Source organism: Alphaproteobacteria bacterium, from assembly GCA_020638555.1.
GTDB lineage: Bacteria > Pseudomonadota > Alphaproteobacteria > Bin95 > Bin95 > JACKII01.
This window is the reverse complement of the sequence record JACKII010000004.1, coordinates 343517-368730: the sequence shown is the minus strand read 5'-3', so window position 1 is coordinate 368730 and position 25214 is coordinate 343517. Positions and strand designations below refer to the sequence as shown.

Annotated in this window: 26 protein-coding genes; 16 read left to right on the top strand and 10 right to left on the bottom strand. The window is 66.7% G+C overall.

Annotated elements, in window-relative coordinates:
* Positions 1 to 104: 104 nt before the first annotated feature.
* The gene (locus tag H6844_15675; GenBank protein MCB9930842.1) at positions 105 to 578 is read right to left on the bottom strand and encodes a peptidylprolyl isomerase; all 474 of its coding nucleotides are present in this window, start codon (positions 576 to 578) and stop codon (positions 105 to 107) included.
* A 67-nt stretch (positions 579 to 645) separates the two neighbouring features.
* A complete protein-coding gene (locus tag H6844_15670) occupies positions 646 to 1296 on the bottom strand; it encodes an aspartate/glutamate racemase family protein (protein ID MCB9930841.1) in 651 nt (216 codons plus the stop codon).
* A 222-nt stretch (positions 1297 to 1518) separates the two neighbouring features.
* Between H6844_15670 and H6844_15665 the strand changes: the two genes are divergently transcribed.
* From H6844_15665 to H6844_15620, 10 genes are all read left to right on the top strand, one after another.
* Positions 1519 to 3048 carry a GNAT family N-acetyltransferase gene (locus H6844_15665; protein MCB9930840.1) on the top strand — a complete coding sequence of 510 codons (1530 nt, stop codon included), beginning with the start codon at positions 1519 to 1521 and terminating at the stop codon, positions 3046 to 3048.
* A gap of 74 nt (positions 3049 to 3122) precedes the next feature.
* Positions 3123 to 3359, top strand: a complete 237-nt coding sequence (locus H6844_15660; protein MCB9930839.1) for a DUF3018 family protein — start codon at positions 3123 to 3125, stop codon at positions 3357 to 3359.
* Positions 3360 to 3368: 9 nt separating this feature from the next.
* Entirely contained in the window at positions 3369 to 3719 is a 351-nt protein-coding gene (locus H6844_15655) for a type II toxin-antitoxin system PemK/MazF family toxin (GenBank protein MCB9930838.1), read from the top strand.
* A gap of 75 nt (positions 3720 to 3794) precedes the next feature.
* Positions 3795 to 4556: an SDR family oxidoreductase gene (locus tag H6844_15650; GenBank protein ID MCB9930837.1), complete on the top strand. Its 762-nt coding sequence runs from the start codon at positions 3795 to 3797 to the stop codon at positions 4554 to 4556.
* A gap of 41 nt (positions 4557 to 4597) precedes the next feature.
* Positions 4598 to 5443 carry a hypothetical protein gene (locus H6844_15645; protein ID MCB9930836.1) on the top strand — a complete coding sequence of 282 codons (846 nt, stop codon included), beginning with the start codon at positions 4598 to 4600 and terminating at the stop codon, positions 5441 to 5443.
* Between the two features lie 279 nt (positions 5444 to 5722).
* Entirely contained in the window at positions 5723 to 6517 is a 795-nt protein-coding gene (locus H6844_15640; GenBank protein ID MCB9930835.1) for an SDR family oxidoreductase, read from the top strand.
* A 109-nt stretch (positions 6518 to 6626) separates the two neighbouring features.
* Positions 6627 to 7007: a DUF805 domain-containing protein gene (locus H6844_15635; GenBank protein ID MCB9930834.1), complete on the top strand. Its 381-nt coding sequence runs from the start codon at positions 6627 to 6629 to the stop codon at positions 7005 to 7007.
* A 92-nt stretch (positions 7008 to 7099) separates the two neighbouring features.
* Positions 7100 to 8095, top strand: coding sequence for a TRAP transporter substrate-binding protein (locus H6844_15630; GenBank protein MCB9930833.1), 996 nt, complete (start codon positions 7100 to 7102; stop codon positions 8093 to 8095).
* Between the two features lie 76 nt (positions 8096 to 8171).
* Positions 8172 to 8687 carry a TRAP transporter small permease gene (locus H6844_15625; protein ID MCB9930832.1) on the top strand — a complete coding sequence of 172 codons (516 nt, stop codon included), beginning with the start codon at positions 8172 to 8174 and terminating at the stop codon, positions 8685 to 8687.
* Between the two features lie 61 nt (positions 8688 to 8748).
* Positions 8749 to 10104, top strand: a complete 1356-nt coding sequence (locus tag H6844_15620) for a TRAP transporter large permease subunit (protein MCB9930831.1) — start codon at positions 8749 to 8751, stop codon at positions 10102 to 10104.
* 101 nt (positions 10105 to 10205) lie between these two features.
* Here H6844_15620 and H6844_15615 read toward each other — a convergent pair whose 3' ends face one another.
* A complete protein-coding gene (locus H6844_15615; GenBank protein ID MCB9930830.1) occupies positions 10206 to 10781 on the bottom strand; it encodes an NAD(P)H-dependent oxidoreductase in 576 nt (191 codons plus the stop codon).
* 153 nt (positions 10782 to 10934) lie between these two features.
* Here H6844_15615 and H6844_15610 point away from each other — a divergent pair, with 153 nt between their 5' ends.
* Together H6844_15610 and H6844_15605 are read left to right on the top strand one after the other, a co-directional pair.
* Positions 10935 to 12611 (top strand): thiamine pyrophosphate-binding protein, encoded by a 1677-nt coding sequence (locus H6844_15610; GenBank protein MCB9930829.1) that lies wholly within the window; start codon positions 10935 to 10937, stop codon positions 12609 to 12611.
* Positions 12612 to 12845: 234 nt separating this feature from the next.
* Positions 12846 to 13364: a translation initiation factor IF-3 gene (locus H6844_15605; protein MCB9930828.1), complete on the top strand. Its 519-nt coding sequence runs from the start codon at positions 12846 to 12848 to the stop codon at positions 13362 to 13364.
* A 480-nt stretch (positions 13365 to 13844) separates the two neighbouring features.
* On the opposite strand, the gene H6844_15600 is transcribed toward H6844_15605, so the two are convergent.
* Positions 13845 to 15659, bottom strand: coding sequence for an NAD(P)/FAD-dependent oxidoreductase (locus tag H6844_15600; protein MCB9930827.1), 1815 nt, complete (start codon positions 15657 to 15659; stop codon positions 13845 to 13847).
* 314 nt (positions 15660 to 15973) lie between these two features.
* Positions 15974 to 16471, bottom strand: a complete 498-nt coding sequence (locus tag H6844_15595) for an EF-hand domain-containing protein (protein MCB9930826.1) — start codon at positions 16469 to 16471, stop codon at positions 15974 to 15976.
* Between the two features lie 313 nt (positions 16472 to 16784).
* Between H6844_15595 and H6844_15590 the strand changes: the two genes are divergently transcribed.
* The 4 genes from H6844_15590 (at position 16785) to H6844_15575 (ending at position 20811) form a co-directional block, all read left to right on the top strand.
* Complete coding sequence (locus H6844_15590) at positions 16785 to 19238, top strand: heavy metal translocating P-type ATPase (protein MCB9930825.1); 2454 nt, start codon at positions 16785 to 16787, stop codon at positions 19236 to 19238.
* Between the two features lie 85 nt (positions 19239 to 19323).
* Positions 19324 to 19629, top strand: a complete 306-nt coding sequence (locus H6844_15585; GenBank protein ID MCB9930824.1) for an SHOCT domain-containing protein — start codon at positions 19324 to 19326, stop codon at positions 19627 to 19629.
* 15 nt (positions 19630 to 19644) lie between these two features.
* The gene (cueR, locus tag H6844_15580; GenBank protein ID MCB9930823.1) at positions 19645 to 20037 is read left to right on the top strand and encodes a Cu(I)-responsive transcriptional regulator; all 393 of its coding nucleotides are present in this window, start codon (positions 19645 to 19647) and stop codon (positions 20035 to 20037) included.
* 84 nt (positions 20038 to 20121) lie between these two features.
* On the top strand, positions 20122 to 20811 hold the full coding sequence (locus H6844_15575; GenBank protein ID MCB9930822.1) for a CBS domain-containing protein: 690 nt from the start codon (positions 20122 to 20124) through the stop codon (positions 20809 to 20811).
* Between the two features lie 112 nt (positions 20812 to 20923).
* Here H6844_15575 and H6844_15570 read toward each other — a convergent pair whose 3' ends face one another.
* The 5 genes from H6844_15570 to phnC all read right to left on the bottom strand — a co-directional run bounded on the left by H6844_15570 (position 20924) and on the right by phnC (position 25128).
* Positions 20924 to 21607, bottom strand: a complete 684-nt coding sequence (locus tag H6844_15570) for an SOS response-associated peptidase (protein ID MCB9930821.1) — start codon at positions 21605 to 21607, stop codon at positions 20924 to 20926.
* Positions 21608 to 21718: 111 nt separating this feature from the next.
* A complete protein-coding gene (locus H6844_15565; protein MCB9930820.1) occupies positions 21719 to 22273 on the bottom strand; it encodes an HD domain-containing protein in 555 nt (184 codons plus the stop codon).
* Positions 22274 to 22302: 29 nt separating this feature from the next.
* Complete coding sequence (gene phnE, locus H6844_15560) at positions 22303 to 23118, bottom strand: phosphonate ABC transporter, permease protein PhnE (protein MCB9930819.1); 816 nt, start codon at positions 23116 to 23118, stop codon at positions 22303 to 22305.
* Between the two features lie 70 nt (positions 23119 to 23188).
* Positions 23189 to 24178, bottom strand: coding sequence for a phosphonate ABC transporter substrate-binding protein (gene phnD, locus H6844_15555; protein MCB9930818.1), 990 nt, complete (start codon positions 24176 to 24178; stop codon positions 23189 to 23191).
* 38 nt (positions 24179 to 24216) lie between these two features.
* The gene (gene phnC / locus H6844_15550; protein ID MCB9930817.1) at positions 24217 to 25128 is read right to left on the bottom strand and encodes a phosphonate ABC transporter ATP-binding protein; all 912 of its coding nucleotides are present in this window, start codon (positions 25126 to 25128) and stop codon (positions 24217 to 24219) included.
* Positions 25129 to 25214: the final 86 nt, after the last annotated feature.

The window sequence follows — 25214 nt, the reverse complement described above, 5'->3', positions numbered from 1 at the left end:
CTCTGCGAGGCGGCGCTTCTGCGGCCGGGCATCAGCGATGGCCGAAGTCTAGCCCAGGGTCGACAAGCCTGCCAATGGCCTGCTGGCTTGTCGTTTCGGGGCCGTCAGTCCTTCAGGTACAGGCGCACGATGGTGTCCGGATCGTTGACCGAGCCGTTCATGTGCGGCGCGCCCTTCCGGATCTGGTCGACATGGTCCATGCCCTCGGTCACCTGGCCCCAGACCGTGTACTGGCCGTCCAGATGGGGCGAGCGGTCGAACATGATGAAGAACTGGCTGTCGCCGCTGTTCGGATTCTGTGCCCGCGCCATGCCGACGGTGCCGCGCTCGAACGGGGCGTCGGTGAACTCCGCCGCCAGGTTCTGGCCGGAGCCGCCGGTGCCGTCGCCGCGCGGGCAGCCGGTCTGGGCCATGAAGCCGTCGATGACGCGGTGGAATTTCAGGCCGTCGTAAAAGCCCTCGGCGGCGAGTTGCTTGATCCGGGCCACGTGCTGCGGCGCAAGGTCGGGCCGCATCTCGATGACCACGGGGCCGGTGCGCAGTTCCAGAATCAGGGTGTTGCTGGCGGTGTCGCTCATGAAAGGGTCGTCCATTGGAGAGAAAGCGGCGCCACCCTAGCGGCGCTGCCCGGCCGGCACAACCGCCTCACCAGCCCTGCAACACCGCGCCCAGGGCGCGCGCGATTGCCGCCTGGCTCGGCTCCACTACCGGCATGCCGGTGGCGTCCGCCAGCGGCGCGCGCTGGTCGGCCATGCCGGCGCAGCCCAGGATCAGCACGTCGGCCCCGTCCTCGTCGCGCAGGCGCTGGCCGGCCGCGATCATCGCCGCGCGGGTCCGCGCGCCCTCGGCCAGTTCCGGCACCGAAAGGCCGATGGAGCGGCTGGCGGCATAGCGTTCGGCGAGGCCATAGGCACGCACGCTGCGGCGCTGGCGCGCGACGCTGGAGGGCAGGATGGCGACGACGCCGAACCGCTCGCCCAGGCTGAGCGCGGCGGCCATGCCGGCCTCGGCAATGCCGATCACCGGCCGCCCGGTCCGCTCGCGCAGCGAGTGCACGCCGGGGTCGGAGAAACAGGCGACGACATAGGCGTCCGCCGGCTCCCGCTGGCAAATCGCGTGCAGGTGCGGGATGACCGCATCGCTGTCCGCCTGGCTCTGAATGCCCGGCGGCCCCTCGCGGTTGGTCAGGCAGTCGATCCGCGGCCCGCCCGCCAGCCGGAACGGCTCGGCCGCCCGGTCGATGGCGGCGGTGCAGGTCTCGGTCGCGTTCGGGTTGATCACCAGAATGCGGGCCATGGGCGTCTCCGTCGGTCAATTCGCCGGCCAGCTTATCGCAGCGGAGCGGGGAGGGCGAGGCCGGCGACGAAACCGGCGGGCGGGTCGGGCGAAGGGTTCTCGCGCCCACGACTTTCGGGCAGGGTAGGGGCCTTGGCAACAACCGCATGAGGCCCCTGCGTGCCCGCAAACAAAGCCCCGACCAAGGCGGAAAAGCCCCGCCTGATCGTTCGCAACGCCCGCATGAGCGACGTGGGCGGCATCGTCGCGCTCAGCCGCAAGATTTATAAGGGCGACATGGCCACCACGCCCGAATGCGTGCGCGGCAATATCAACATCTTCCCCGAAGGCCAGTTCGTGGTGGAACTGGGCGACCAGATCGTCGGCCATGCGGCGACCTTCATCATCTCCGGCGAGATCGCGCTCAAGCCCCATTCCTGGGCCGAGATCACCGGCAACGGCTATGCCTCGCGCCACGATGCCAACGGCGACTATCTCTATGGCATGGAGGTGGCGGTCGACCCGGACATTCGCCGCTCGCGCATCGGTCAGCGCCTCTACAATGCCCGGCGCGAACTCTGCGAGTACTGGGAGTTGAAAGGCATCGTCTTCGGCGGCCGCCTGCCGGGCTATAACCGCGCCCGCGCGAAGGTGGGTTCGCCGGAAGAGTATCTGGAGCAGGTCCAGGATAAGAAGATCCGCGACCAGGTGCTGAACTTCCAACTGGCCAACGGCTATGAGGTTATCGGCATCCTGCCCGGTTATCTGCCGGAGGATCGGCAGTCCCGCGGCTATGCCAGCCACATGCTCTGGCGCAATCCGCTGGTGACCGAGGCGGAAAAGGCCAGCGCCGCCCAGCCCATGGGCCGCCTGCCGGAAAGCGTGCGTGTCGCCACGGTCCAGTTCCAGATGCGCCAGATTTCCAGCGTCAGCGCGTTCGAGGACCAGGTCGAGTATTTCGTCGACGTCGCCAGCGACTATCGCAGCGATTTCGTCGTCTTCCCGGAACTCTTTACCCTGCAATTGCTGGCCGCCGAGACCAAGCCGCTGACGCCGCTGGCCGGCGTCGCCAAGGTCGCCGAGTACACCGAGCGCTTCCGCGAGTTCATGAGCGCCCTGGCGGTGCGCTACAACGTTAACATCGTCGGCGGCTCGCACCCGACGCTCCAGGACGACGAGAGCATCCGCAACACCGGCTATGTCTTCCTGCGCGACGGCGGCGTGTTCGTCCAGGACAAGCTGCACCCGACCCCGGCCGAGCGCTATTGGTGGAACATCAAGGGCGGCGAGCGGCTGGAGGCGATTGCCACCGACTGCGGCCCGATCGGCGTGCTGGTCTGCTATGACTGCGAGTTTCCGGAAGTGGCCCGCAATCTGGTCGACCAGGGCGCGCTGATCTTGTTCGTGCCCTTCTCCTCGGACGAGCGGCGCGGCTATCTGCGCGTGCGCTATTGCTGCCAGGCCCGCGCGGTGGAGAACCAGGTCTATGTCGTCATGTCCGGCATTGTCGGCAACCTGCCGCACGTGGAGAACATGGACATCCACTATGCCGAAAGCTGCGTGCTGACCCCGTGCGATTTCCCCTTCGCCCGCGACGGCGTTGCGGCGGACTCCGGCGCCAACACCGAGATGATCGCGTTCGCGGACCTGCGCTTCTCCGACCTGTTCGTCAGCCGCAACCAGGGCACGGTGCAGCAGTTGAAAGACCGCCGCTTCGACCTTTACCGCGTCGGCTGGCAGGGCAGCCGCCGGCGGCGGCGGGGCGGCGCCTGACAGCGCCCAGCCCATTGACGCCGGATACTGGCTGCATATGTTGTTAGCAACGGAACTCAAGTGATCGCATTGCCATGATTTCCAACCGCAAGACTACCCGTGAGCGGGGCAACAGATTTCGGGCGCAGCAGCGTGCCAAAGGCTTGAAATTGGTGCAGTATTGGGTTCCGGATGTCGAATCCGCTGCATTTTGTGCGGCCGCCCGCGAGCAATCGTTGCGTGTCGCTGCCGCGTCACAGGATGCGGAGGACCAGGCGTTCATCGATTCCGTGGCAGTTATCTGGGATCGAATGGATGATGCCTACGATTGATCTCAGATTATGATCCGAGGGGAAATTTGGACCTTGTCGGGCGGTGGCGAATTTCTCAGCAAGCCACGCCCGGCGGTCATTGTACAGGATGATCGGTTCGCGGGCACCGGGTCGGTCATTGTCTGCGCATTCACCTCAATGGATACGGGTACGCCGCTCTTCCGATTGTCGGTCGAGCCGAGCAACGAAAATGGGTTGCGGGCCAGATCCTGGATCATGGTGGATAAGATCGCGGCCGTGCCGCGCGCGAAGATCGGCGTCCGGGTGGGGAGATTGCAGGACGGAGACATGGCACGTTTGGGGCAGGCCTTGCTGGTATTCCTCGGACTTGCGGCCGGGTCTTCGACCGAGGTTTCCTAGGCCCATTGACGCCCCGGCGTCGGCGCGCGAGCATGGCGGCAATCACGAACGCCACCCTCCGAGGAAACACCGCTCATGCCCAAGCTTGACGGCAAGGTTGCCATCATCACCGGGGCCGCCCGCGGCATCGGTGCCGCCGCCGCCCGCTTGTTCGCTGCCGAAGGCGCGCAACTCATGCTCGCCGACGTGCTGGAAGGCCCGTTGCAGGAAGTCGCGAACGAGATCGGCGACCGGGCCGCCATCTGCCCGACCGACGTGACCGACGAGGCCTCGGTCAAGGCCCTGGTCGACCAGACCGTTGCCCGCTACGGCAAGGTCGACATCGCGCTGCTGAATGCCGGCATCGAAGGCAAGCTGGACCGGATCCAGGACTACGACCCGGCCATGTTCGACAAGGTCATCGCCGTCAACGTCCGCGGCGTCTGGCTCGGCCTGAAATACGTCATGCAGGCGATGGAGCAAAACGGCGGCTCGATTGTCGTCACCGCCTCCACCGCGGGCATCCGGGCGGTGCCGAACATGTCGGCCTATATCGCCTCCAAGCACGCCGCCATCGGCCTGATGCGCTCGGCCGCCATCGAGGGTTCTGCCAACAATATCCGCGTCAACACCGTGAACCCGTCGCCGATCGACACGCCGATGATGCGCTCGCTGGAGGACATGCACGGCGTACCCGGCCGCAACGACCAGCCGCTGGCCGGTGCGACGCCGCTGAAGCGCTATGGCAAGCCGGAAGAGGTGGCGCGCATGATGCTGTTCCTCGCCTCCGACGACAGCAGCTTCTGCACCGGCGGCGTCTACATGGTCGACGGCGGCGTCTCCGCCGGCCGCAGGTAGCACCTGAGGCGATTGTTCGGTTCCGTACCCAGGAGACCCGTATGCTCCCCGATCCTTCCGGCCAGGCGACCCGTTCGGACGACGAACTGGCGCCCGGCTTCGCGTTCACGCCCTGGACCTTCGCCGTCGATGCGGCCTACCAGGCGCGCAAGCTCGCCTGTTGCGGCATCGACCCGGCGATCTGGGGCGATGTCCTCGACCCCAGCCATTTCGCGCTGCTGACCATCCGCCACGTAAACCGGGACGGGTTCTCGATCAACGGCAGCGTGCACATGATCCAGCACTACCGCCAGCATGCGCCGGTGCGGATCGGCGAGGAAATCACCCTCCAGGGCCGCATCACCGGCATCGAGCCGGCACCGCGCGGCACCCTCATGCACGCGGGCTTCGAGGTGGTGCGGGCCGATGGCTCGATTGCCATGGAACTCTCCCGCACCAGCGTGCGCATGGATCAGGAGGGCGAACGCAAGGGGCCGGGCTCCGCCGCCGCCCGCGCCGAAAACCCGGACGCGCCGGCCCTGGGACTCGCTCGCATCGGCGAGAAGCAACTGACGCCGGAGGGCGTCGGCAACTATTCCGACGACAAGATGAACCGCATTCACGACGACCCGGAAATCGCGCGCCAGTTCGGCTTCCGCGCGCCCATCGCCGCCGGCATCATGGGCTCGCACATCATGATGGAGGCGCTGGTGCGCGATGGCGGCGGCCCGCCGCAACAGCTCGCCATGGAGGTTCGCTTCCGCCGGCCGATGTTCTGGGACGAGTTGCTGACCGTCACCGGCGAGCGCACAAACGGCCATCTCTCCCGCGTCGCCCTGATGAAGCCGGAAGGCAAGCCCGCCTGTTTCGGGTTGGTCGACAGCGTTTCGTATGGAAGTCGAGGGTGAATCCAGGCTATCCATGCCCGAGTAACATGCGACCGGCAATTGAAGCGGCCCTGCGCTATTTTGGCATGATCTGAATTTGTGTAAATTGGACGCCTCAGAATACCGTCATTGCGACCCCGGCCTTGTGCCGGGGGAGGCAATCCAGGGTTTGGAAATAGTTAAAGGCCAACTGGATTGCTTCGTCCCCCGGATGAAATCCGGGGTCCTCGCAATGACGATATTGAGTTTTCGCGAGGGTCCAATTGGATGACTAACCCAAACCATGAGGAAACCCCATTCATGAACAGACTCGACGGCAAAGTCGCCCTCATCTCCGGTGCATCCCGCGGCATCGGCGCCAAGACGGCGGAAATGATGGTCGAGGCCGGTGCGAAGGTGATCGTCGCCGACGTGCTGGACGATCTCGGCCGGGAGACCGCGGCGAAGCTGGGCGCCGCCGGTGCCTATGCCCATCTCGACGTGACCAAGGAAGCCGACTGGCGCGCCGCCGTCTCTCTGGCGGAGGACAAGTTCGGCGGGCTCGACATTCTCTGCAACAATGCGGGCGTGTTCACCGGCCTCGGCATCGACGAGGCGACGCTGGACGACTGGAACAAGCTGGTCGCCGTCAACATGACCGGCGTCTTCCTCGGCACCAAGCTCTGCGCCGATGCGCTGGCGGCCCGCGGCGAGCACAGCAAGCATGGCTCGGCCATTGTCAACACCTCGTCGATCGCCGGCCTGGTCGGCTCGCAACTGGACCCGCTCTATTCCATGACCAAGGGCGGCGTGGCGCTGTTCACCAAGTCGACGGCACTCTATTTCGCCCGCAAGGGCCAGCGGGTGCGCTGCAACTCCATCCATCCGGGCGTGATCGACACCGACATGGGCGCCCAGACCTTCGTCTCGCGGGCGCAGAAGCAGGGGCTGAACGATCCGTCCAAGGCGAAGGAGTTCTCCGCCAAAATGCACCCGATCGGCCGCCTGGGCGTGGCCGAGGACATCGCCAACGGCATCGTCTTCCTGGCGAGCGACGACGCCGGCTTCATGACCGGCGCCGGCCTGGTCGTCGACGGCGGCATCACGGCACAGTAAAGGCCGGCCGGCCGCCGCCTCCGGCCCGGGCCATCAGCGCCCGTCGGGCCAGGGCGGCGGCCGACCCCGCCGCACACACAGAGACGATCATCGGGGGAGTTTGACGACAATGGACATCGTTCTGGCACCGTATCGGCGGTATTTCGAGTTTTCCGGTCGCTCGCGCCGGCTCGAATTCGGCGTCTTCGTCCTGGTCAACATTGTCGCGTCGCTCGTGCTGGTTTTCTTGGATATGGCGCTGGGCCTGTTCGACCCGGAAACCGAAGCGGGCGTGCTGAGCAGCCTCTACGGGCTGTTCGTCGTCATTCCCAACATCGCCCTGGGCGTGCGCCGCCTGCACGATACCGGCAACAGCGGCTGGTGGTTTTTGCTGGTGCTGGTGCCGCTCCTGAACCTGATCCTGTTTCTCTACCTGCTGCTGAAGCGCGGCACGGACGGTCCCAACCGGTTCGGCTCCGATCCGAAAACGGCGGTACTCGGCGCGGGCTAGCGCACCCGGCCGCGGGTTTCGGCATTGCGTTAACCGGCTCTCCCCTCCAGTATGGAGCGATAACAAACGGGAGGTTACAAAGCGCCATGACAATGTTTTCCTTGAAAGGCTTGGCCTTGGCCGGCGCCACCGCACTGTCGGTGGCGGTCACCGCACCGGCGATGGCGGAGACCAGCTGGGACCTGCCGCTGGCCTGGAACGACAGCAATTTCCATGTCGAAAACGCCCGCACCTTCGCCAAGGTCGTGGGGCAGGTCACCGGCGGCGAGGTCAAGATCAACATCCACCCCGGCGGCTCGCTCGGCTTCAAGGGGCCCGAGATGGTGACGGCGGTGCGCGACGGCCTCGTGCCCATCGGCGACATGCTGCTGAACCAGCAGACCGGCGAGAACAAGCTGTTCGGCCTGGAAGCCCAGCCTTATATGGTCAAGTCGCTGGACGAGTTGCAGGTCCTGCACAAGCGCTTCGTGCCGATGCTGAACGAGTTGTACGCGCAGTATAACCAGAAACTGCTCTATATCGTGCCCTGGCCGCGCCAGTATGTGTACACCAAGGTCAAGGCCATGGCCGCGGACGACCTGAAGGGCATCAAGATCCGCACCTACAACACATCCACCACCGACATGTTCAACCGCATCGGCATGACCTCGGTGCAACTGCCGTGGGGCGAGGTGGTGCCGGCGCTGGCGGCGGGCACGATCGACGCCGTGACGACGTCGGCCAGTTCGGGCGTGGATGGCAAGTTCTGGGAATTCCTCAAATACATGTACCCGACCAACCATGTCTGGTCGTCGAACGCGGTGACCGTGAACCTGGATGCCTGGAACAGCCTGACCCCCGGCCAGCGCGAGGCCATCGAGGGCGCGGCCAAGGCGTTGCAGCCCGTGTTCTGGGAGGTCAGCCGTTCGGAGGACGCCATCAAGGTCGATATCCTGACCCGCAACGGTATCCAGATGGGCGATGTCTCGCAGATGTTGCCGACCATGCAGGAGCGCACCAAGCCCATGGTGGCCGAATACATCAAGGCCGCCGGGCCGAAAGCGGCGGAAGTCATCGACGGCTTCCTTGCCGATGTCGGTCGGAAGTGAGCGTGTTCGCGGGCTGGCCTGTGGGTCGGCCCGCTGTGTTTTCGCGCCCCGTTCCCAGACCTGATCGGATGGATCCGTGCTCCGAGTCATTGACGCCATCGGGCGGCTGGCCGGCTATGCCGCCGCGGTGATGATCGTCGGCATCGCCGTCCTGGTGCTGACGGAGATCACCTGCCGCAACGTCTTCAATATCAGCCTGACCTTTGCCTGGGACTACAGCGCCTACATGATGGCCGGGGCCATTTTCTGCGGCGCCGCCTTTACGTTGCGCACCGGCGGTCATGTGCGCGTGTCGTTGCTGACCCACAACGTGCCGGGCTGGATGGCCAGGGGGATCGACTGGATCGCCACCCTGTTCGGGCTCGCGATGTCCGCCTATGCCTCCTACGCCCTGGTGCTGTTCGCCTGGCAGAGCTTCGTCACCGGCCGCACCAGTCCCACCATCGACGCGACGCCGCTGGTCTATCCCCAGGGGGTGATTGCGTTCGGCGCCTGTCTCCTGACCCTGCAATTGCTGGCCCGCCTGATCCGCCTCGGCCTGGGCGAGGCGCCGGAAGATACAGCCGCCAAGGAGGCTTATGGTGTCGAGTGAAGCGACCGCCTCCGCCGCTGCACCGGGCTTCCGGCCCAGCGGCATCGTCACGCTGGCGGTGATGGCGCTGGCGGTGGCGGCCGGCATTTATGGCGTGACCGCCGGCAACGGCACCGTCGTCGGCATTTCCGCGGTCGTGCTCGCCGTGCTCGTGACCACGCTGGCCCTGGGCGTCTGGGTGGCGGTGGCGCTGTTCTCGGTCGGGATTATCAGCCTGGCCGTGTTCCGCAGCATGCCGGTGGAAAAGCTGCTGGCCCAACTCACCTTCAACGTCATCACCACGCCGGAGCTGATCAGCCTGCCGCTGTTCATCCTGATGGCGGAAATCCTGTTCCATTCCCGGCTTTCGGCCTCGCTGTTCAGCGGTCTTGCGCCCTGGACCAACCGGCTGCCGGGGCGGTTGCTGCATGTGAACGTGCTGGGCTGCACCATGTTCGCCGCCATTTCCGGCTCGTCCGCGGCGACGACGGCGACGGTCGGGCGGATCACGCTCAGCGAACTGTTCGGCCGCGGCTATTCCAAGGACCTGGCCATGGGCTCGCTCGCCGGCGCCGGCACGCTGGGCCTGCTGATCCCGCCTTCCATTGTCCTCATCATCTACGGCGTGCTGGCCGAGACCTCGATCCTGAAGCTGTTCATCGCCGGCGTGATTCCCGGCCTGCTGCTCGCCGCCGGCTATATGAGCTATATCGGCTTTCGCGCCTCGGTCACCGCCGGCATGACGCCACCGCAGGACGCGCACGTCACCTGGGCCGCCCGCATCTATGGCCTGCGCCATCTGGGGCCGGTGGTGTTCCTGATCCTGGCGGTGCTGGGCTCGATGTATGGCGGCATTGCCAGCCCGTCGGAGGCGGCGGCGGTGGGCGTGCTGGGCGCGTTGATCGTCAGCGGCCTGCAAGGCTCTTTGACCCTCGCCAATCTGGTTGCGGCCTGCTTGGGCGCGGTGCGCACGGTCAGCATGATCGGCATGATCGTGGCCGGCGCCTATTTCCTCAGCGTTGCCATGGGCTTTCTGGGCGTGCCGCGGGCCATCGCGACCGAGATCGCGGCGCTGGGCCTGTCGCCGTTCGCGCTCATCATGCTGTTGCTGGTGTTCTATGCGATTCTCGGCTGCGTGCTGGAGGGCATGTCCAGCATTGTCATGACCCTGCCGATCACGCTGCCGCTGGTGCTGCATGCGGGCTTCGACAAGATCTGGTTCGGCATTTTCCTGGTCATCGTCGTCGAGATGGCGCAGATCACCCCGCCCGTGGGCTTCAACCTGTTCGTCATCCAGGGCATGACCGGCGAGCCCATCGGCCGGATTGCGCGGGCCACCATCCCGTTCTTCCTGATCATGGTGGCGCTGGCGGTGCTGATCACGGTCTGGCCGGGCATCGCCACCTATCTGCCGAGCGTGATCGAACTCCACGGCTAGAGGGGTTTCTTTCCCAACTGGCTCACTAGCCCAGCTTCCCCGTCCCCGCGCAAGCGGGAGATGGGGCGGGAGAGTGGGTCAACCAGTGCCGAAAGCGGCGGTCAGCGCCCGCGCTCGCCGAGGCTCCGCATCTCGGCGAGCCAGCCCTGGCGTTTGCGCGCGCTCGCCGCGGCGACCATGCCGTAAAGCGTCTCGCGGACCGGGCCGATGCCGCAGAATTTCAGGATGTTGCGTTCCAGGCTCTTCAGGCTGTGGGCGCCGAACCACCAGCGGTAGGCCAGCGCCGGCATGCCCATGGTCACCACCACCCGCGCCGAGCGCCCCTGCAACCGGCCGCCGGGCCAGCGTCCGGCAGTGTCGGTGGCAAAGCCTGGCCGCAGCGTCTGCTCCAACAGCGCCTTCGTCGCGGCGGGCATGGTGCCGAGCCAGAGCGGATAGATCAGCACCCAGTGCTCCGCCCACTCCAGCGCCTCCTGGGTCTGGCGGGCGGCGGGCGGCGGCGTGGTCTGGTTGAACTCGCCTTCGGAGCGCAGCAGCGGCAATTCCATCCCTCCGACCGCGAGGCGGCGCACCTCGTGCCCACCGGTGCGCGCACCCTCGGCATAGGCATCGGCGAGCGCCTGGCAGAGTCGGCCCGGCGCGGGGTCCGGATGGCCGTTCAGGATGAAGATGCGCATGCTCTTGGGTCTCCCGCCGGGATGGAAAGCCGCTTTCCCGGGATATGGGACCGGGGGCCTCTCGCACAACGGACAGGGGTCTTGACCCGATGGACCGTGCGGACGACAACCGCGCGACGCCACCGCTTTTGCCAGACAAGGATTCGCGCTTCCATGACCACGCCCACCAACACCCGCACCGGCGGCCAGGTTCTCGCCGACGCGCTGCGCGTCCACGGCGCCGACACGGCCTTCTGCGTTGCCGGCGAAAGCTATCTGGAACTGCTCGACGCCCTGCACGACCACAAGGATTTCAACCTCTACACCTGCCGGCACGAGGGCGGTGCGGCGAATATGGCGGAGGCGTATGCGAAGCTGACCGGCAAGCCCGGCATCGTCATGGTCACCCGCGGGCCGGGCGCCTGCCATGGCTGCATCGGCCTGCACACCGCCTTTCAGGACTCGACGCCGATGGTGATGCTGATCGGCCAGGTGGCGCGCGACCAGTTCGACCGGGAAGCGTTCCAGGAAATCGACTATCGCGACATGTTCGGCCAGGTCACCAAATGGGTGGCGCAGATCGACGATGCGGAGCGCATTCCGGAATACATCGCCCGCGCCTTCCACACCGCCATGAGCGGCCGGCCCGGCCCGGTGGCGCTGGCCCTGCCGGAGGACATGCTGCGCGACCGGGTGGCGGTCAGCGACACCGCGCCCTATGCCGTCCACCGCGCCCATCCCAGCGCCCATGCGATGCAGGCGCTCCGCGCCATGCTGGCCGAAGCGCAGAAGCCGTTGATGCTGATCGGCGGCGGCGGCTGGGAGCAGGGGGCGAGCGACCATATCCGTCAGTTCGCGGCGGCGAACAATGTGCCGGTCATGGCCTCGTTCCGCTGCCTGGATTTCCTGGACCACGGGGCCGAACAGTATGTGGGCGACCTGACCACCGGCACCAATCCGAAGCTGGCGGCGGCCGTGCGCGAGTGCGATCTGCTCATCTGTGCCGGCGCGCGTCTCGGCGAGATCACGACCCAGGGCTATGACCTGATCCAGCCGCCAAACCCGCCGATGAAGCTGGTCCATGTCCACGCCAGTGCCGAGGAGCTGGGGCGCGTCTACCAGCCGGCGCTGGGCATTCAGGCCGGGCCGGAAGGCTTCGCCGCCGCGCTGGCGGCGCTGGAGCCGGTTGCCGATCGCCCCTGGGATGCCTGGACCGCGGCGCGCCGGGCCGACTTCCTCGAATGGGCGACGCCGCGGGAGTATGGCGGCAAAATCGACCTTGGCGCCTGCATGGCCGCGGTGCAGGAGCGGCTGGAGCCGGACAGCATCGTGACCGTCGACGCCGGCAATTTCTCGGGCTGGCCGATGCGCTTCCTGCGCTTCGGGCGCCGCCACACCTTTGCCGCGCCGACCTCCGGCGCCATGGGCTATGCGGTGCCGGCGGCGGTCGGCGCCGCGCTCGCCCACCGCGAGCGGCGGGTGTTCGCTTTTGTCGGCGATGGCGGCTTCATGATGACCGGCCAGGAACTGGCCAGCGCCATGCATTATGGCGCCAAGCCGATCGTGCTGGTGTTCAACAACGGCATGTACGGCACCATCCGCATGCACCAGGCCCGGCGCCATCCGGGCCGCTATGTCGCGACGGACCTGCACAACCCGGATTTCGTCGCCCTGATGCGCGCCTATGGCGGCCATGCCGAGCTGGTGGAAGCGACGGCGGATTTCGCCCCGGCCCTGGACCGGGCCATCGCCAGCGGCAAGGCCGCCTTGATCGAGATCCGGCAGGACCCGGACGTGATCTCGACGACCACCACGCTCTCGAAACTGGAGGCCGCGGCCCGCGCGGAATAGGGCCGCGCCAGCTGCGATGCGGGCGGCGCCAGGGCAACGAGTCACTTGCGCTTCCCGAAATCTGCGTTACTTTTAGGGTGTCGAGGCAAGTGCGGCCGTTAAGCGCACATTGCCGGAACGAATTCTTGGAAACCCGTTGTCAACCCCGCCCGCGTTGGCCCCGATTGAGGGCCGCCCATGCCGAGGGCGCGCGGGCAGAACGAATGGAGACGCCTCATCGCACGAGGAGCTAACATGGCCCCGCCGGTCAAAGACGGGCCACGTATCAACAACGACATCACGGCGCGCTTGGTCCGCCTGGTCGATGCCGACGGCAATATGGTCGGGGTGTTCAAGGTCGACGATGCCTTGCGCGAGGCCTCTCGCGCCGGCCTTGATCTGGTAGAGGTATCGCCGAACGCGGAACCGCCGGTCTGCAAGATCCTGGATTACGGCCGCTTCAAATACGAGGCTCAGAAGAAAAAGAATGAGGCTCGCAAGAAGCAGAAGGTGATCGAGGTCAAGGAGATCAAGCTCCGCCCGGCCATCGACCAGCACGACTATGAAGTCAAGATGAAGGCGGTGCGCAAATTCCTGGAGGAAGGCGACAAGGTGAAGGTCACCCTGCGCTTCCGCGGTCGGGAGATGGCGCACCAGGACCTGGGCGCCAAGGTGCTGCAGCGGGTGCGCGAGGAATTTGCCGAAGAGGTGAAGATCGAGCAGTCGCCGCGCATGGAAGGCCGCCAGATGGTGATGGTGATGGCGCCTCGCTAGGCCGCGGGAATCGGCGCGCCCAAGGGGGCGACCGCCGCCGCTCGAGGCCGATGACAATTGCGGCCGATGAAAAAAGGGAAGCGTCCGAGTGGCGCTTCCTTTTTTGTTGCCTTCAGCGTGCGGGCGTAAGGGCGAGCGTTGCCAGCGTGGATTTAGAGCGGAGTCTTTTCCCGCTGGCTCACCGGCCCAGCTTCCGTATCCCCGCGGAAGCGGGGACCCATGCCTGAGAGACCAATACAGAGCCCGTGTCCTGTGAAAAGCTCTCAGGCATCGGCTCCCGCTTGCGCAGGAGATGGGGCAGGAGAGAGGGGCAACCAGTACCGAAAATGCGCTGGTCGACGATCGGTTCGCCCAGCCGGGCGCTCCGGGCGCCAGGAGCGATGGCGCACGCCGTGCTCCGGCGGCGGCGTGGTCGCGCCGACGCCGACCGATCCCGGCCCGCGATGGGAAGGGGGCGTTGCGCGAAGGCCGACCGGGGAATCAGGCCGGCGGAAGCAGCGGCCCCAGCAAGCCCAGCTCCATCGCCTTGATCTGCAAGGCCATGTATTTGGAGTTGATGCGGCACTGGGCCAGGCCGCCGGCGATGAACCAGAGGCCTTCCTGCGGCGTGCGCCGGAACATGTTGTTCAGCTCGCCGTCCGCGCCGATGCCCCAGACCGGGCCGATCCTGTCCGCGATCTCCTGGCCGAGGGCGCGGTTCACCAGTTCCTTTTGCGGATAATAGCCGGTCGCGAGCACGATCAGGTCCACGGGCTTGGTGGAGCCGTCCTTCAGCAGCACGCCCTCGGCCGTGAAGCGCTCGACGGTTTCGTAGGGCAGCAGGCCCAACTCGCCCTTGATCATCAGTTCGGAGCTGCCGGCGTCCAGATTGTAGCCGCCGCCACGGCGGAAATACTTCATCTGGTGGCCGGTTTCGTCCTCGCCCATGTCGTATTTGAAGCCGATCTCCTTCAGGCCGTCGATCAGGTGTTTGTCCAGCGCGTACATGCGCTGGGTCACCTGCTTGTAGCCCTCGATCATCAGGTCCGGCGTGGTCGAGGCGACGACCAGGTCGCAGTCGTCGAGCGGCGGGCCTTCGTCCCAGATGGCCTCGTTCAGCCGGGCGCTCGGGTCGATGGAGACCACCGTGGTCGAGCCGCGCTGCACCAGCGTCGTGTTCACGCCGAAGCTGTGCAGGTCCAGCGCGATGTCGTTGGCGCTGCTGCCGGTGCCGATGATCAGCGCATTCTTGCCGGTCCAGCCGGCGCCGCTGTCGAAGCCTTCGGAATGGAGGATCTCGCCCCGGAAATCGTCCAGGCCGGGCAGGTCCGGAATATAAGGGTAGCTGCTGACGCCGTTGGCGAACACCAGATGCTTCGGCCGGAACACCCGCTCGGTGCCGTCGCCGCGCCGGACGGTGGCCGACCAGGTCTTGCTCGCCTCGTCCCATGTGCCGGCGACGAACTCGGTGTCGGTCCAGCAGTTGATCTCCATGGCGTCGGCATAGAATTCGAACCAGTTGCCCAGCATGTCCTTGGGAATGTAGCGCGGCCAGGTCGGCGGAAATTCCATGTAGGGCAGGTGGTTGATGTGGGTCGAGTTGTGCAGCGCCAGCGAGTGATAGCGCTTGCGCCAGCTGTCGCCGATGCGCGGCCAACGCTCCACCACCAGCGTGTCGACACCGACCTGGTTCAGCCGCGCGGCAATGGAAAGGCCGGACTGCGCACCGCCGATCACCAGCACCGTCGGCTCGCGGTCCTCATAGGCCTGGGCCTTGCGGCGCACGTCCGTCCAGTTGTCGCCGCCGAAATTGCGGGAATAGGCATAGCCGGTCGGGCGGTTGTCGCCGATCTTCTCGGCCCAGCCGTCCAACTCTTCCAGCGTGGTGGAGAGGTGCCAGGCCTTTGCCTCGCCGCTCTCGCCATCCACGCCGTCGGCGGGTGACAGGCGGACAATGCCGGCGCCGCGGCCGACCGCGGTCCGGAATTCGAAAATCGCCTCCACGCAGTCCCGGCCCAGCCGCCGGACCAGACGCGGCGCCTTGCGGCCGGGGGGCAGGTGGAAGGCATGGGCGCGGGCGTCCGCCTGGTTGGTGGCGAGCCCGCTCGCAATCGTGTCCCGGCCCCGTGCAGCCGAGAGATCCCAGGTGAAGGCGAGGATATCGCGCCAGTGGCAATCCTCGTGGAACAGGGCGCCGATCCGGCCCGCATCCCTTGCCGCCAGCGCCGTCTCGAACGCGGCGAGCCAGCGTTCGGCGGCCTGCCGCGTCTGTTGGGTCTGGTGATCGACCTGAAAGGAGTCGTTGACGTGGTTCATGGGAGTTTCTCTGCAGATCGTGTCCGGAAAGCTGCTGTAAGCCGCTGCGACCTTTACAGAAAAAGCCGAGCCGGGGGCGGGAGGCCGGAGCGCCGCCTCAAACTTTAGTATCACTCAACGGCCGCCGAAATTCCAGGGCCTTTCGGACAACGGCGCCCATCGGCCTCATGTCCGGTTCCGGCGGGCCGGCACTCTCCCTCCCAAAGACGGCACTCCCATGCGCCGTCGGGACCGAATGGGCTCGAAAATCCGGGTTCGGTCGATGGGGACCGGCCACCGACAGGCGGCGGTCGGTCGCCCAGCGCCGGACGGTTCTACTCGTCGTCGTCCATCATGCCGCCGTGCATGAAGTCCCGCATCTCGTCGAGGGTCAGTTTGCCGTCGCCGTCCTTGTCGGCGTATTTGAACAGGCGCGCATGGACCGCCTGCATTTCCTCCAGCGACAGGGCACCGTCGCCATTCGTATCCATCATGGCCATCATCATGACCATGCGGTTCGGCCCCATCATGTGCTGGCCCATCATCATGTCGGGCCCCATGCCGCGCCGGCCCATCCAGCGCTCGCCCTTCCGATGGTCGCCCATCATGCGTCGGCCCTGCATGTTCTGGCCCTGCATATCCTGGCACGGCATGTTTTTGACCAGCATGTTCCCGCCCATCATCATGCCGCTGCCGCCGCCCTGCTGGGATTGCATCATGCCGGCCTGGTTGGCCATCGGTCCTTTGCCCTCGTGGGCTACGGCGCCGGCACCGGCGCCCGCGACGGTGAGTACAACGGCCAGTACCGACGTTGCGAAGGGATGCTTCAACATATTGAGGTTTCCTTCATCAAAATGGCTCCCGCCGTTTTTGGTTGGCCTGGCGGGTGAGCGTTGCAATTAGCGTGCGACCAAGTGGAAGCATAGGCGCGGGACGCCTTGTCGGTGAAGACACTACCGCGTTGAAGGGCCGGCATTCTCCGGCTCGCGCGTCCCGGCCCGTCACCGGCCGGCGACGGCGGAGGGGGCGGGGCCGTCGTCGCAGCGCTACCCGGATCGGCCGCGCGAAATTTGTCGCGGCAATGGCCTTGACCCTCCAGTGACTGGAAGGTCCATCTCCGGTGCATAGCCGACTTGGGAGAGCCCCATGACCGAACACCAAGCCGCGCACGGGATCGAACGCGATCCGGTCTGCGGCATGACCGTCGATGCATCGACCGCGAAGCACACCCATCGCCATGACGGCGAGGACTTCCACTTCTGCTCCAGCCATTGCGAGGAAAAATTCGCGGGCCAGCCGCAGGCGTATCTGGAAGCCAAGGACCCGGTTTGCGGCATGACGGTGCAGCGCAAGACCGCCCGCCACATGGCCAGGCACAATGGCGAGCGCTTCTATTTCTGCTCCAGCGGTTGCGAGCAAAAGTTCACGGCGCACCCGGACGACTATCTGCACGGCCGACCGGAGCCGGAGCCGATGCCGGAGGGCACGGTCTACACCTGCCCGATGCACCCGGAAATCGAGCAGGTGGGCCCGGGCGACTGCCCGATCTGCGGCATGGCGCTGGAGCCGAAAAGCCCGGTTGCGGGCGAGCAGGGGCCGAACCCGGAACTGGTCGATTTCACCCGCCGTTTCTGGGTGGGGGCGGCGCTGACCGTGCCGCTGCTGGTCATCACCATGGGGCCGCTCGTCGGCCTGCCGTTCCGCGCGTGGCTGGGCGAGCGCACCGCCCTCTGGATCGAGCTGGTTCTGGCGACCCCGGTGGTGCTGTGGTGCGGCTGGCCCTTCCTGGTGCGAGGCGTGAAGTCGTTCCGCAGCCTAAACCTGAACATGTTCAGCCTGATCGGCATGGGCGTGACCGCGGCCTATGTCTTCAGCGTGGTCGCGGTGCTGGCGCCGGGCATCTTCCCCGCCGCGTTCCGCGACGCAGAAGGGCATGTCGGCGTCTATTTCGAGGCCGGTGCGGTGATCGTCGTGCTGGTGCTGCTGGGCCAGTTGCTGGAATTGCGGGCGCGGGAGCGCACCGGCACCGCCATCCGCGCCCTGCTGGACCTGGCCGCCAAGACCGCGCGGGTCGTCCGCCCCGACGGCTCCGAAAAGGAGGTGCCGCTGGAGGACGTGCAACTGGGCGACCATCTGCGCGTGCGGCCGGGCGAGAAGGTTCCGGTCGACGGCACCGTGATCGAGGGCCGCTCGTCGGTCGACGAGTCCATGCTGACCGGCGAGCCGGTGCCGGTGGAGAAGGATAAGGGCGACCCGGTCACCGGCGCCACCATCAACGGCACCGGCAGCCTGGTGATCGAGGCGACGCGCATCGGCAAGGACACGATGCTGGCGCAGATCGTCGAGATGGTCGCCGCGGCCCAGCGCTCCCGCGCGCCGATCCAGAAGCTGGCGGATGCCGTCGCCGGCACCTTCGTGCCCGCCGTAATCGGCGTTGCGGTTCTGGCCTTCGTCGCCTGGGCGATCTGGGGCCCGGAGCCGGCCTATGCCTATGCGTTGGTGGCGGGCATTGCCGTCCTCATCATCGCCTGCCCTTGTGCGCTCGGGCTGGCGACGCCGATGTCGATCATGACGGCAACCGGCCGCGGCGCGCAGGCCGGCGTGCTGGTCAAGAACGCCGAGGCGCTGGAACGCTTCGCCAAGGTCGACACGCTGATTGTCGACAAGACCGGCACGCTAACCGTCGGCAAGCCGCATCTTGTCGCGGTGCTGCCGGCCGAAGGGCAGGACGAGGACGCGGTGCTGCGGCTGGCCGCCAGCCTCGAACGCGGCTCGGAGCACCCGCTGGCGGACGCCATCGTCCGCGGCGCGGAGGAGCGCGGCCTGGCGCTCGCCAAGGCGGAGGACTTCAACGCCGTCACCGGCAAGGGCGTGACCGGCAGGCTGGACGGCCGGTCCGTCGCGCTCGGCAACGCCCGCATGGTCGCCGACCTGGGGGTGGAGACCGGCGACTGGGTCGAAAAGGCCGATGCGCGCCGCGACGAGGGCGAGACCGCCATGTTCGTGGTGGTGGACGGCCGCATCGCCGGCCTGATCTGCGTCGCCGATCCGGTGAAGGAGACCACGCCAAAGGCGCTGAAGGACCTGCACGCGCTGGGGCTGACCATCGTCATGGCCACCGGCGACAACGAGCGCACGGCCCGGTCCGTGGCCGGTCGGCTCGGCATCGACGAAATCCGCGCCGACGTGCTGCCGGAGGATAAGGCCCGGATCATCCTGGAGCTTCAGGAGCAGGGCCACCGCGTTGCCATGGCGGGCGATGGCGTGAACGACGCGCCGGCGCTGGCGCAGGCCGATGTGGGCATCGCCATGGGCACGGGTGCGGATGTCGCGATCGAGAGCGCGGGCTTCACGCTGGTGAAGGGCGACCTGACCGGCATTGTGCGGGCCCGCCGCCTCTCCACCGCCACCATGCGCAACATCCGCCAGAACCTGTTCTTCGCGCTCGCCTACAACGCGGCGGGCGTGCCGGTCGCGGCGGGCTTGCTCTATCCCGTTTTCGGCCTGCTGATCTCGCCCATGTTCGCGGCGGCGGCCATGAGCCTGTCCTCGGTGTCGGTCGTCAGCAACGCACTGCGCCTGCGCAAGGTTCGGATCTAGGGGGCACTGCCAGCGGAAAGGAATTTGCAGCATGACAGTCATATCGAAGCACAGCCGCGCCCTGGCGCTCGGCGCGATTGGCCTGATGGCCGGCGGCGGTGCCGTCGCGCAACAGGCCCAACCGGGCGGATACGGCTATGGCGACCATATGATGGGCTGGGGCGGCTGGTTCGCCGGCCCCATCATGATGCTGGTCGGCCTCGCCATCCTGATCGGGTTCGTCGTCCTGGTGGTGCGGCTCATGGTCGGCGGCCCGTCCGGCAACTCGTACGGGCGCTCTTCCGGCGGCCCACCCGCGGACAGTGCCATGGCCATCCTGCGCGAGCGGTTCGCCCGTGGCGAAATCAGCCATGAGGAGTATGTTGCGATGAAGCGCCATCTGGATGCCTAGGAGGTCTGGCGGATGTTGAACATTGGCGACGCGGCGACGCGGACCGGCCTGCCGGTCAAGACGATCCGCTATTACGAGGACATCGGCCTGATCGCTGCGGAGCGCGGCGCCAACGGTTACCGGCTGTTCGATCGGAAGGCCGTCCGCAAGCTGCATTTCCTGCAACGGGCCCGCGCGCTGGGCTTCACGCTGGAGGAAACCCGCACCCTGCTCTCCCTTTACGAGGACGAACACCGCTCCAGCGCCGACGTGAAGGCGATTGTCGAGACCAAAATCGCGATGATCGACCGCAAACTGGCCGAATTGCAGAGCCTGCGGGCGGCCCTGACGCATCTGGCCGATGCCTGCGACGGCGATCAGCGCCCGGACTGCCCGATCATCGACGAACTGGCCGGGGAGCACGGGTGAACCATTGAGAGGCGGATATCCGTCGGTCTCCGGGCCTCGGATGTTCCTGGCAATGCAGGGCAAGCGAGGAAAAGGAGTGCAGAAATGCAAGCTTCCGATGTCATGACGTCCGACGTCGCTTCGGTCACGCCCAAGACCACGGTCCGGGAAATTGCAGCGGTGATGCTCAAACGGCAGATCAGCGGCGTCCCTGTCGTGGATGGGAACCGGCATGTTGTCGGCATTGTCAGCGAGGGTGATTTGATGCGGCGTATCGAAGACCGGGACGCGTCCTCCCGGTCCTGGTGGCTGTCGCTGTTTTCCACGCAGGACCGAAGCGCCCAGGACTATGTGAAACGCCACGGGCGCTATGCCGACGAGATCATGACCCGCAATGTCATCGCCATCGAGGAGGGCACCGCCTTGTCGGAGATCGCGACCGTGCTGGAGCGTCACAGGATCAAGAGGGTGCCGGTAACGCGCGACGGCAAGCTGGTCGGCATCGTCAGTCGGTCCAACCTGCTGCGGGGGCTGGCCTCGCAGACGGACATGGAAGCCGCTTCGCCCGGCGACCGGGGCATTCGCGAGCAAGTGGAAGCGGAACTGTCCAAGGGGGTGAAACTGGACATGGCCTTTGTCAGCGTGGTCGTGAAGGACGGCGCCGTGAAACTCTGGGGATTGGTCGACACGCCAGCGGAGCGACAGGCGGCCCAGGTGGCGGCGGAAAACACGCCGGGCGTGCGGTCGGTCGAGAACAATCTGGGGCAAGTGCCGGAATGGATCTGGGCCGAATGACCGCAACCGCGGCGGAATGTGGCTCCTGTTTCCGGTCTCGGCCCCGGTTCCGGCGAACAGCGCCCGGCTTGCCCGATCATTGACGAACCGGCCGGGGAACCCGCCATAGCCGTCACCGGTCGACCTCTTCCGGGTCCTCCGTGACGCCCACGCCGGTGCGGACGATGCGCATGCGTTCGGCCGGGAACGGGCGCAGCAGGGTCCGTGCCGCCTCGCCGGGGCCGGTGAGCCAGGGGGCGTAGTCGTCGGGATCGAGAATGACCGGCATGCGCGTCGGATGCACGGGCCGCACCAGGGCGTTCGGTGTCGTCGTGACGATGGTATAGGTGTCCAGTTCCACCGCCTCGCCATGGTAATGCCCATGGAATGTGTGCCAGAGACCGGCGAAGGCAAAGGGGGGCCGTTCGTCCGCGCCCACCAGCCCGAACCAGTAATAGGTGGCCGGGTTCCGGCCCTTCGGTTCGGCGAACGACGTAGCCGGGATCAGGCAGCGCCGGTGCTCGAAACTGCCGCGCCAGAACGGCGAGGCCGCCACCTTGTCGTCGCGGGCGTTGGTGACGGCCTTGGGCTGGATCGGCTTGCCGGTCTTTTGCGAGGTCTGCGGCAGCAAAAACCCCCAATGCATGCGCACCAGCTCGCGCGCGCCGCTTCGGTCGGGACGCAGCACCGGCGCCTCGTAGCGGGGGAAGATGGCCGGCAGCGGCGGCTGGTTGCCGAGCGCGCTGGGGCCGGCGGTGATGCCGAACAGCCGGCGCATGGCTTCCACCGGCATGGTGTTGCTGTAGAGATTGCACATCGGGCCCGCGGCTCCGCTCGCAGCGAAAAGGGTCGCCCAGTTTCGCGTCTTTGGCCGCCGCCGCAAGCGGGTGGACGCGTCCGACGCCGGCAGGCGTCGGCGCCGGGCGCGCTATCGGGAACAGGCCGCCAGCGCGTGGGCGCGGAAATGGGCCAGGTCCGGCGTGGCGAGGTGGGGGATTTTCGCCCGATCGTCCCAGCGGCGGACCTGGATGGCCTCGCGTCCGTGCGGTCGGGCGATGAAGGCGCAGGCGGCATCCCTGTCGAACGCGCCGCCTTGCAGCGCCAGCGTTTTCCGCGATGTCGGCGACAGGGTGGCGGCATAGGCCGGATCGACCGCGCACAGATAGCGTTTGGCGGGCACGTGCAGCCGAACCGGCTCGGTCACCTCCGGTCCGAACAGATCCGCCAGATGATCGGCGCCCAGATCCTCGTGCCACCGGTCCTCGCCGCGGTCGAGCGCGGTCTCGAAGTCCGGGTCGGTCAGGTGGCCGATATCGTGCAGCAGCGCCGCCGTGATCAGCGCAGGCGTGGCACCGGCCGCCTCCGCCATGGCCGCCGCCTGCAGCGCGTGCTGCAACTGGCTGACCGGCTCCTGGCCGTATTGTCGGGCGCCGGCGGTGGCCAGCAGGTCGAAAACGGTATCCAGGCGCGACAGCAAGGTCATGATGCGGATGTCCCGGGCAAGGGTTGCGGCTAAATCAGCAGCCGCCGCAGCCGCGCCGAAACCATGTCGATCAGCGAGACAGCGACAACCACGACGATGATAATCGCGCCGGCCCGGTCGTATTGGAACGCCCGGAACGACTCGTAGAAGGTGAAGCCAATGCCGCCGGCGCCGACAATCCCCAGCACCGTCGCCGAGCGCACATTGGTTTCGAACCGGTAGAGCGACAGGCTCGACCAGAGCGGCAGCACCTGCGGGATGACGCCGTAGATCACCTCCTGCACCCGGCCGGCCCCGGTGGCACGGATGCCCTCGACCGGGCGCGGGTCGATGGCTTCCACCGCTTCCGAGAACAGTTTGGAAATGATGCCCAGATTGTGCACGAACAGGGCCATCACGCCCGCAAACGGCCCCAGGCCGACGGCGGCGACGAACAGGATGGCGAACACGATTTCGTTGATCGCGCGGGCGGCGTCCATCAGCCGGCGCACCGGCTGCACCACCCACCAGGGCGCGATATTGCCGGACGCCAGCAAGGCCAGCGGCACCCCGAACAGAATGGAAAGAACCGTGCCCCAGAGCGCGATCCCGACCGTCTCCAGCATCTTGGTCAGGAACACGTCCCAATCGGCGAAATCAGGGTGCAGGAAGTCCTTGGCGAACACCGCCATATTGCCGGCGTCGGTGATCAGCAGCGGCCAGTTGAACACTTCGGCCGGATAATAGGCCAGGCCCAGCAACGCCACCAGCACCAGCGCCCAAGTGGCCTGCTTGGCGAAATGGCCCCAGCGCGGCGCCAGCAGGCGCGCGGCTTCGGGAGAAAGGCGGGAAACGGCGTCGCTCAAGGGGCGGCCTCCAAAACGGAAAGAGGGGAGGGAGCCTGCGCCCCCTCCCGGCCATGACCACGGGCGGGGCCTAGTAGCCGCTGGCGCCGACCACGGCCTTGTATTCGGCGAGCGCCTTCAGCTTGGCGTCGATCTTCGCCACGGCCTCGGTGTCGCCGGCCTTCTGGGCTTTCAGCTTGTTCTTGAACAGCACGATCTCGCGGGTGGAGATCAGCTGGGCGTTGGACGAGGCCAGGAACGGCCCCCAGCCGTCGGAAACATGGGCCAGGGCCTCGCGCTCGCGCTTGACCTTGGCGAGGTCGCCGAAGCGGCCATACTGCATGAAGAAGTAGTGGAGCTTCTCCTTCACATCGCGCGGCAGGTCGGCGCGCCAGACCATCGGGTCGGACGGGATCAGGGGTGACTTCCAGAGGACCTTGATGTTCTTGGCCATTTCCGGGTTGTTTTGGGCCAGACGCCCCAGCGACTCGGTGTTGTTGGTGGCGACGTCGACCTTGCCGGTGGCCACGGCCAGCGCATTGCCCTCATGGTTCGAGCTGGTGACGCGCTTGAAGCACTCTTCCGGGGTCTTGTTGTGCAGCGCCCAGACATAATAGCCCGGCACCGCAAAGCCGGAGGTGCTGTTCGGATCGCCGTTGCCGAAGGTCAGGCTCTTGTCGCACTTCAGCACGTCGTCCAGCGAATTCAGCGGGCTGTCCTTCTGGGTGATCAGCAGCGAGTAATAGCCGATCTCGCCGTCGTCCTTGATGGTCTGGGCGAACACCTCGCCGCCGGCCCGGTCGACGGCTTCGATGCCGGACTTGTTGCCGAACCAGGCCACGTCGACCTTCTTGAAGCGCATGCCCTCGATCACGCCGGCATAGTCGGAGGCGAAGAACGGCTTCACCTTGACGCCCAGGAATTTCTCCATGTCGGCCAGCATGGGCGCGAACGACTTTTCCAGCGCCGAGGCGGACTCGGTGGAGATGATGCCGAAATTGATCCGCTCCGGCATTTCCGCCCGTGCCGGCAGGGTGAAGGCCGCCAGGGCAGCGGCCGCGATCAACAGTTTTTTCAACATGAAAGCCTTTTCCTTCGGTCGAGGTCTTGAACTGGAGGTTATTCCGCGGCCGGCCGAAGCCGGTCGAGATGCCAGGTGCCGTTGCCGGCCGCCGTCGCAGGGTCCGTCAGCGCAGGGTCCGTCAGCGCAGGGTCCGTCAGCGCGGGTTGCGGCCGGCGCAGGCCTAGGGCCGCGGCGCCGGATTCCAGGCCGTTCAGGCCATAAAGGCGTTGCAGGTCGCCCGGTCGGATGTCGGCGGCGGGACCGTCGAACACCACGGCCCCCTCTTTCAGCGCGACGATGCGGCGGCAGTGCTTGAAGGCGTGGTCGATCTGGTGCAGCGAGACGATGACGGTCGTCCCGTCCTCGCGGTTGATCTCTTCCAGCATCGCCATCACCCGGTCGGCGGAGGCCGGATCGAGCGACGCAATCGGCTCGTCGGCCAGCAGGATGCGGGCTTCCTGGGCCATGACGCGGGCGATGGCGCCGCGCTGCTGCTGCCCGCCCGACAATTGCGAGGCCCGCTGGCGGGCGAAGTCGACCATGCCGACCCGCTCCAGGCTGGCCAGCGCCTTGGCCCTGTCCTCGCGAGAAAACAGTCCGAGCGAGCCGCTCCATCCGGGAACCCGGCCCAGCCGGCCGGTCAGCACGTTGGTGAGCAGCGACAGCCGGCCGACCAGGTTGAACTGCTGGAAGACGACGCCGACCTCGCTCCGCAGCCGGCGCTGGGCCGGCGTGCGCCGACCGGCCTGCTGGACGGTCTCGCCGAATACCCGGATGGCGCCGCTCCGGCTGTCGGCCCGCTCCAGGCCGGAGATCAGGCGGATCAGCGTCGACTTGCCGGACCCGGAGGCGCCGATCAGACCGACCATCTCTCCGGGTTCAACGATCAGGCGAACATTGCGCAATACCGGCATGCCGGGCCGGAACGCCTTGGAAATTTCCTGCAATTCGATCGCTGGCGCGGTCATGCCTACCTCCGTTTGCAGGGTCTGCTAACAAGAGGCGATGACCGCGACGTGTCGGTTCGCGGACAGTTTTGTTACGCGGGTCGATC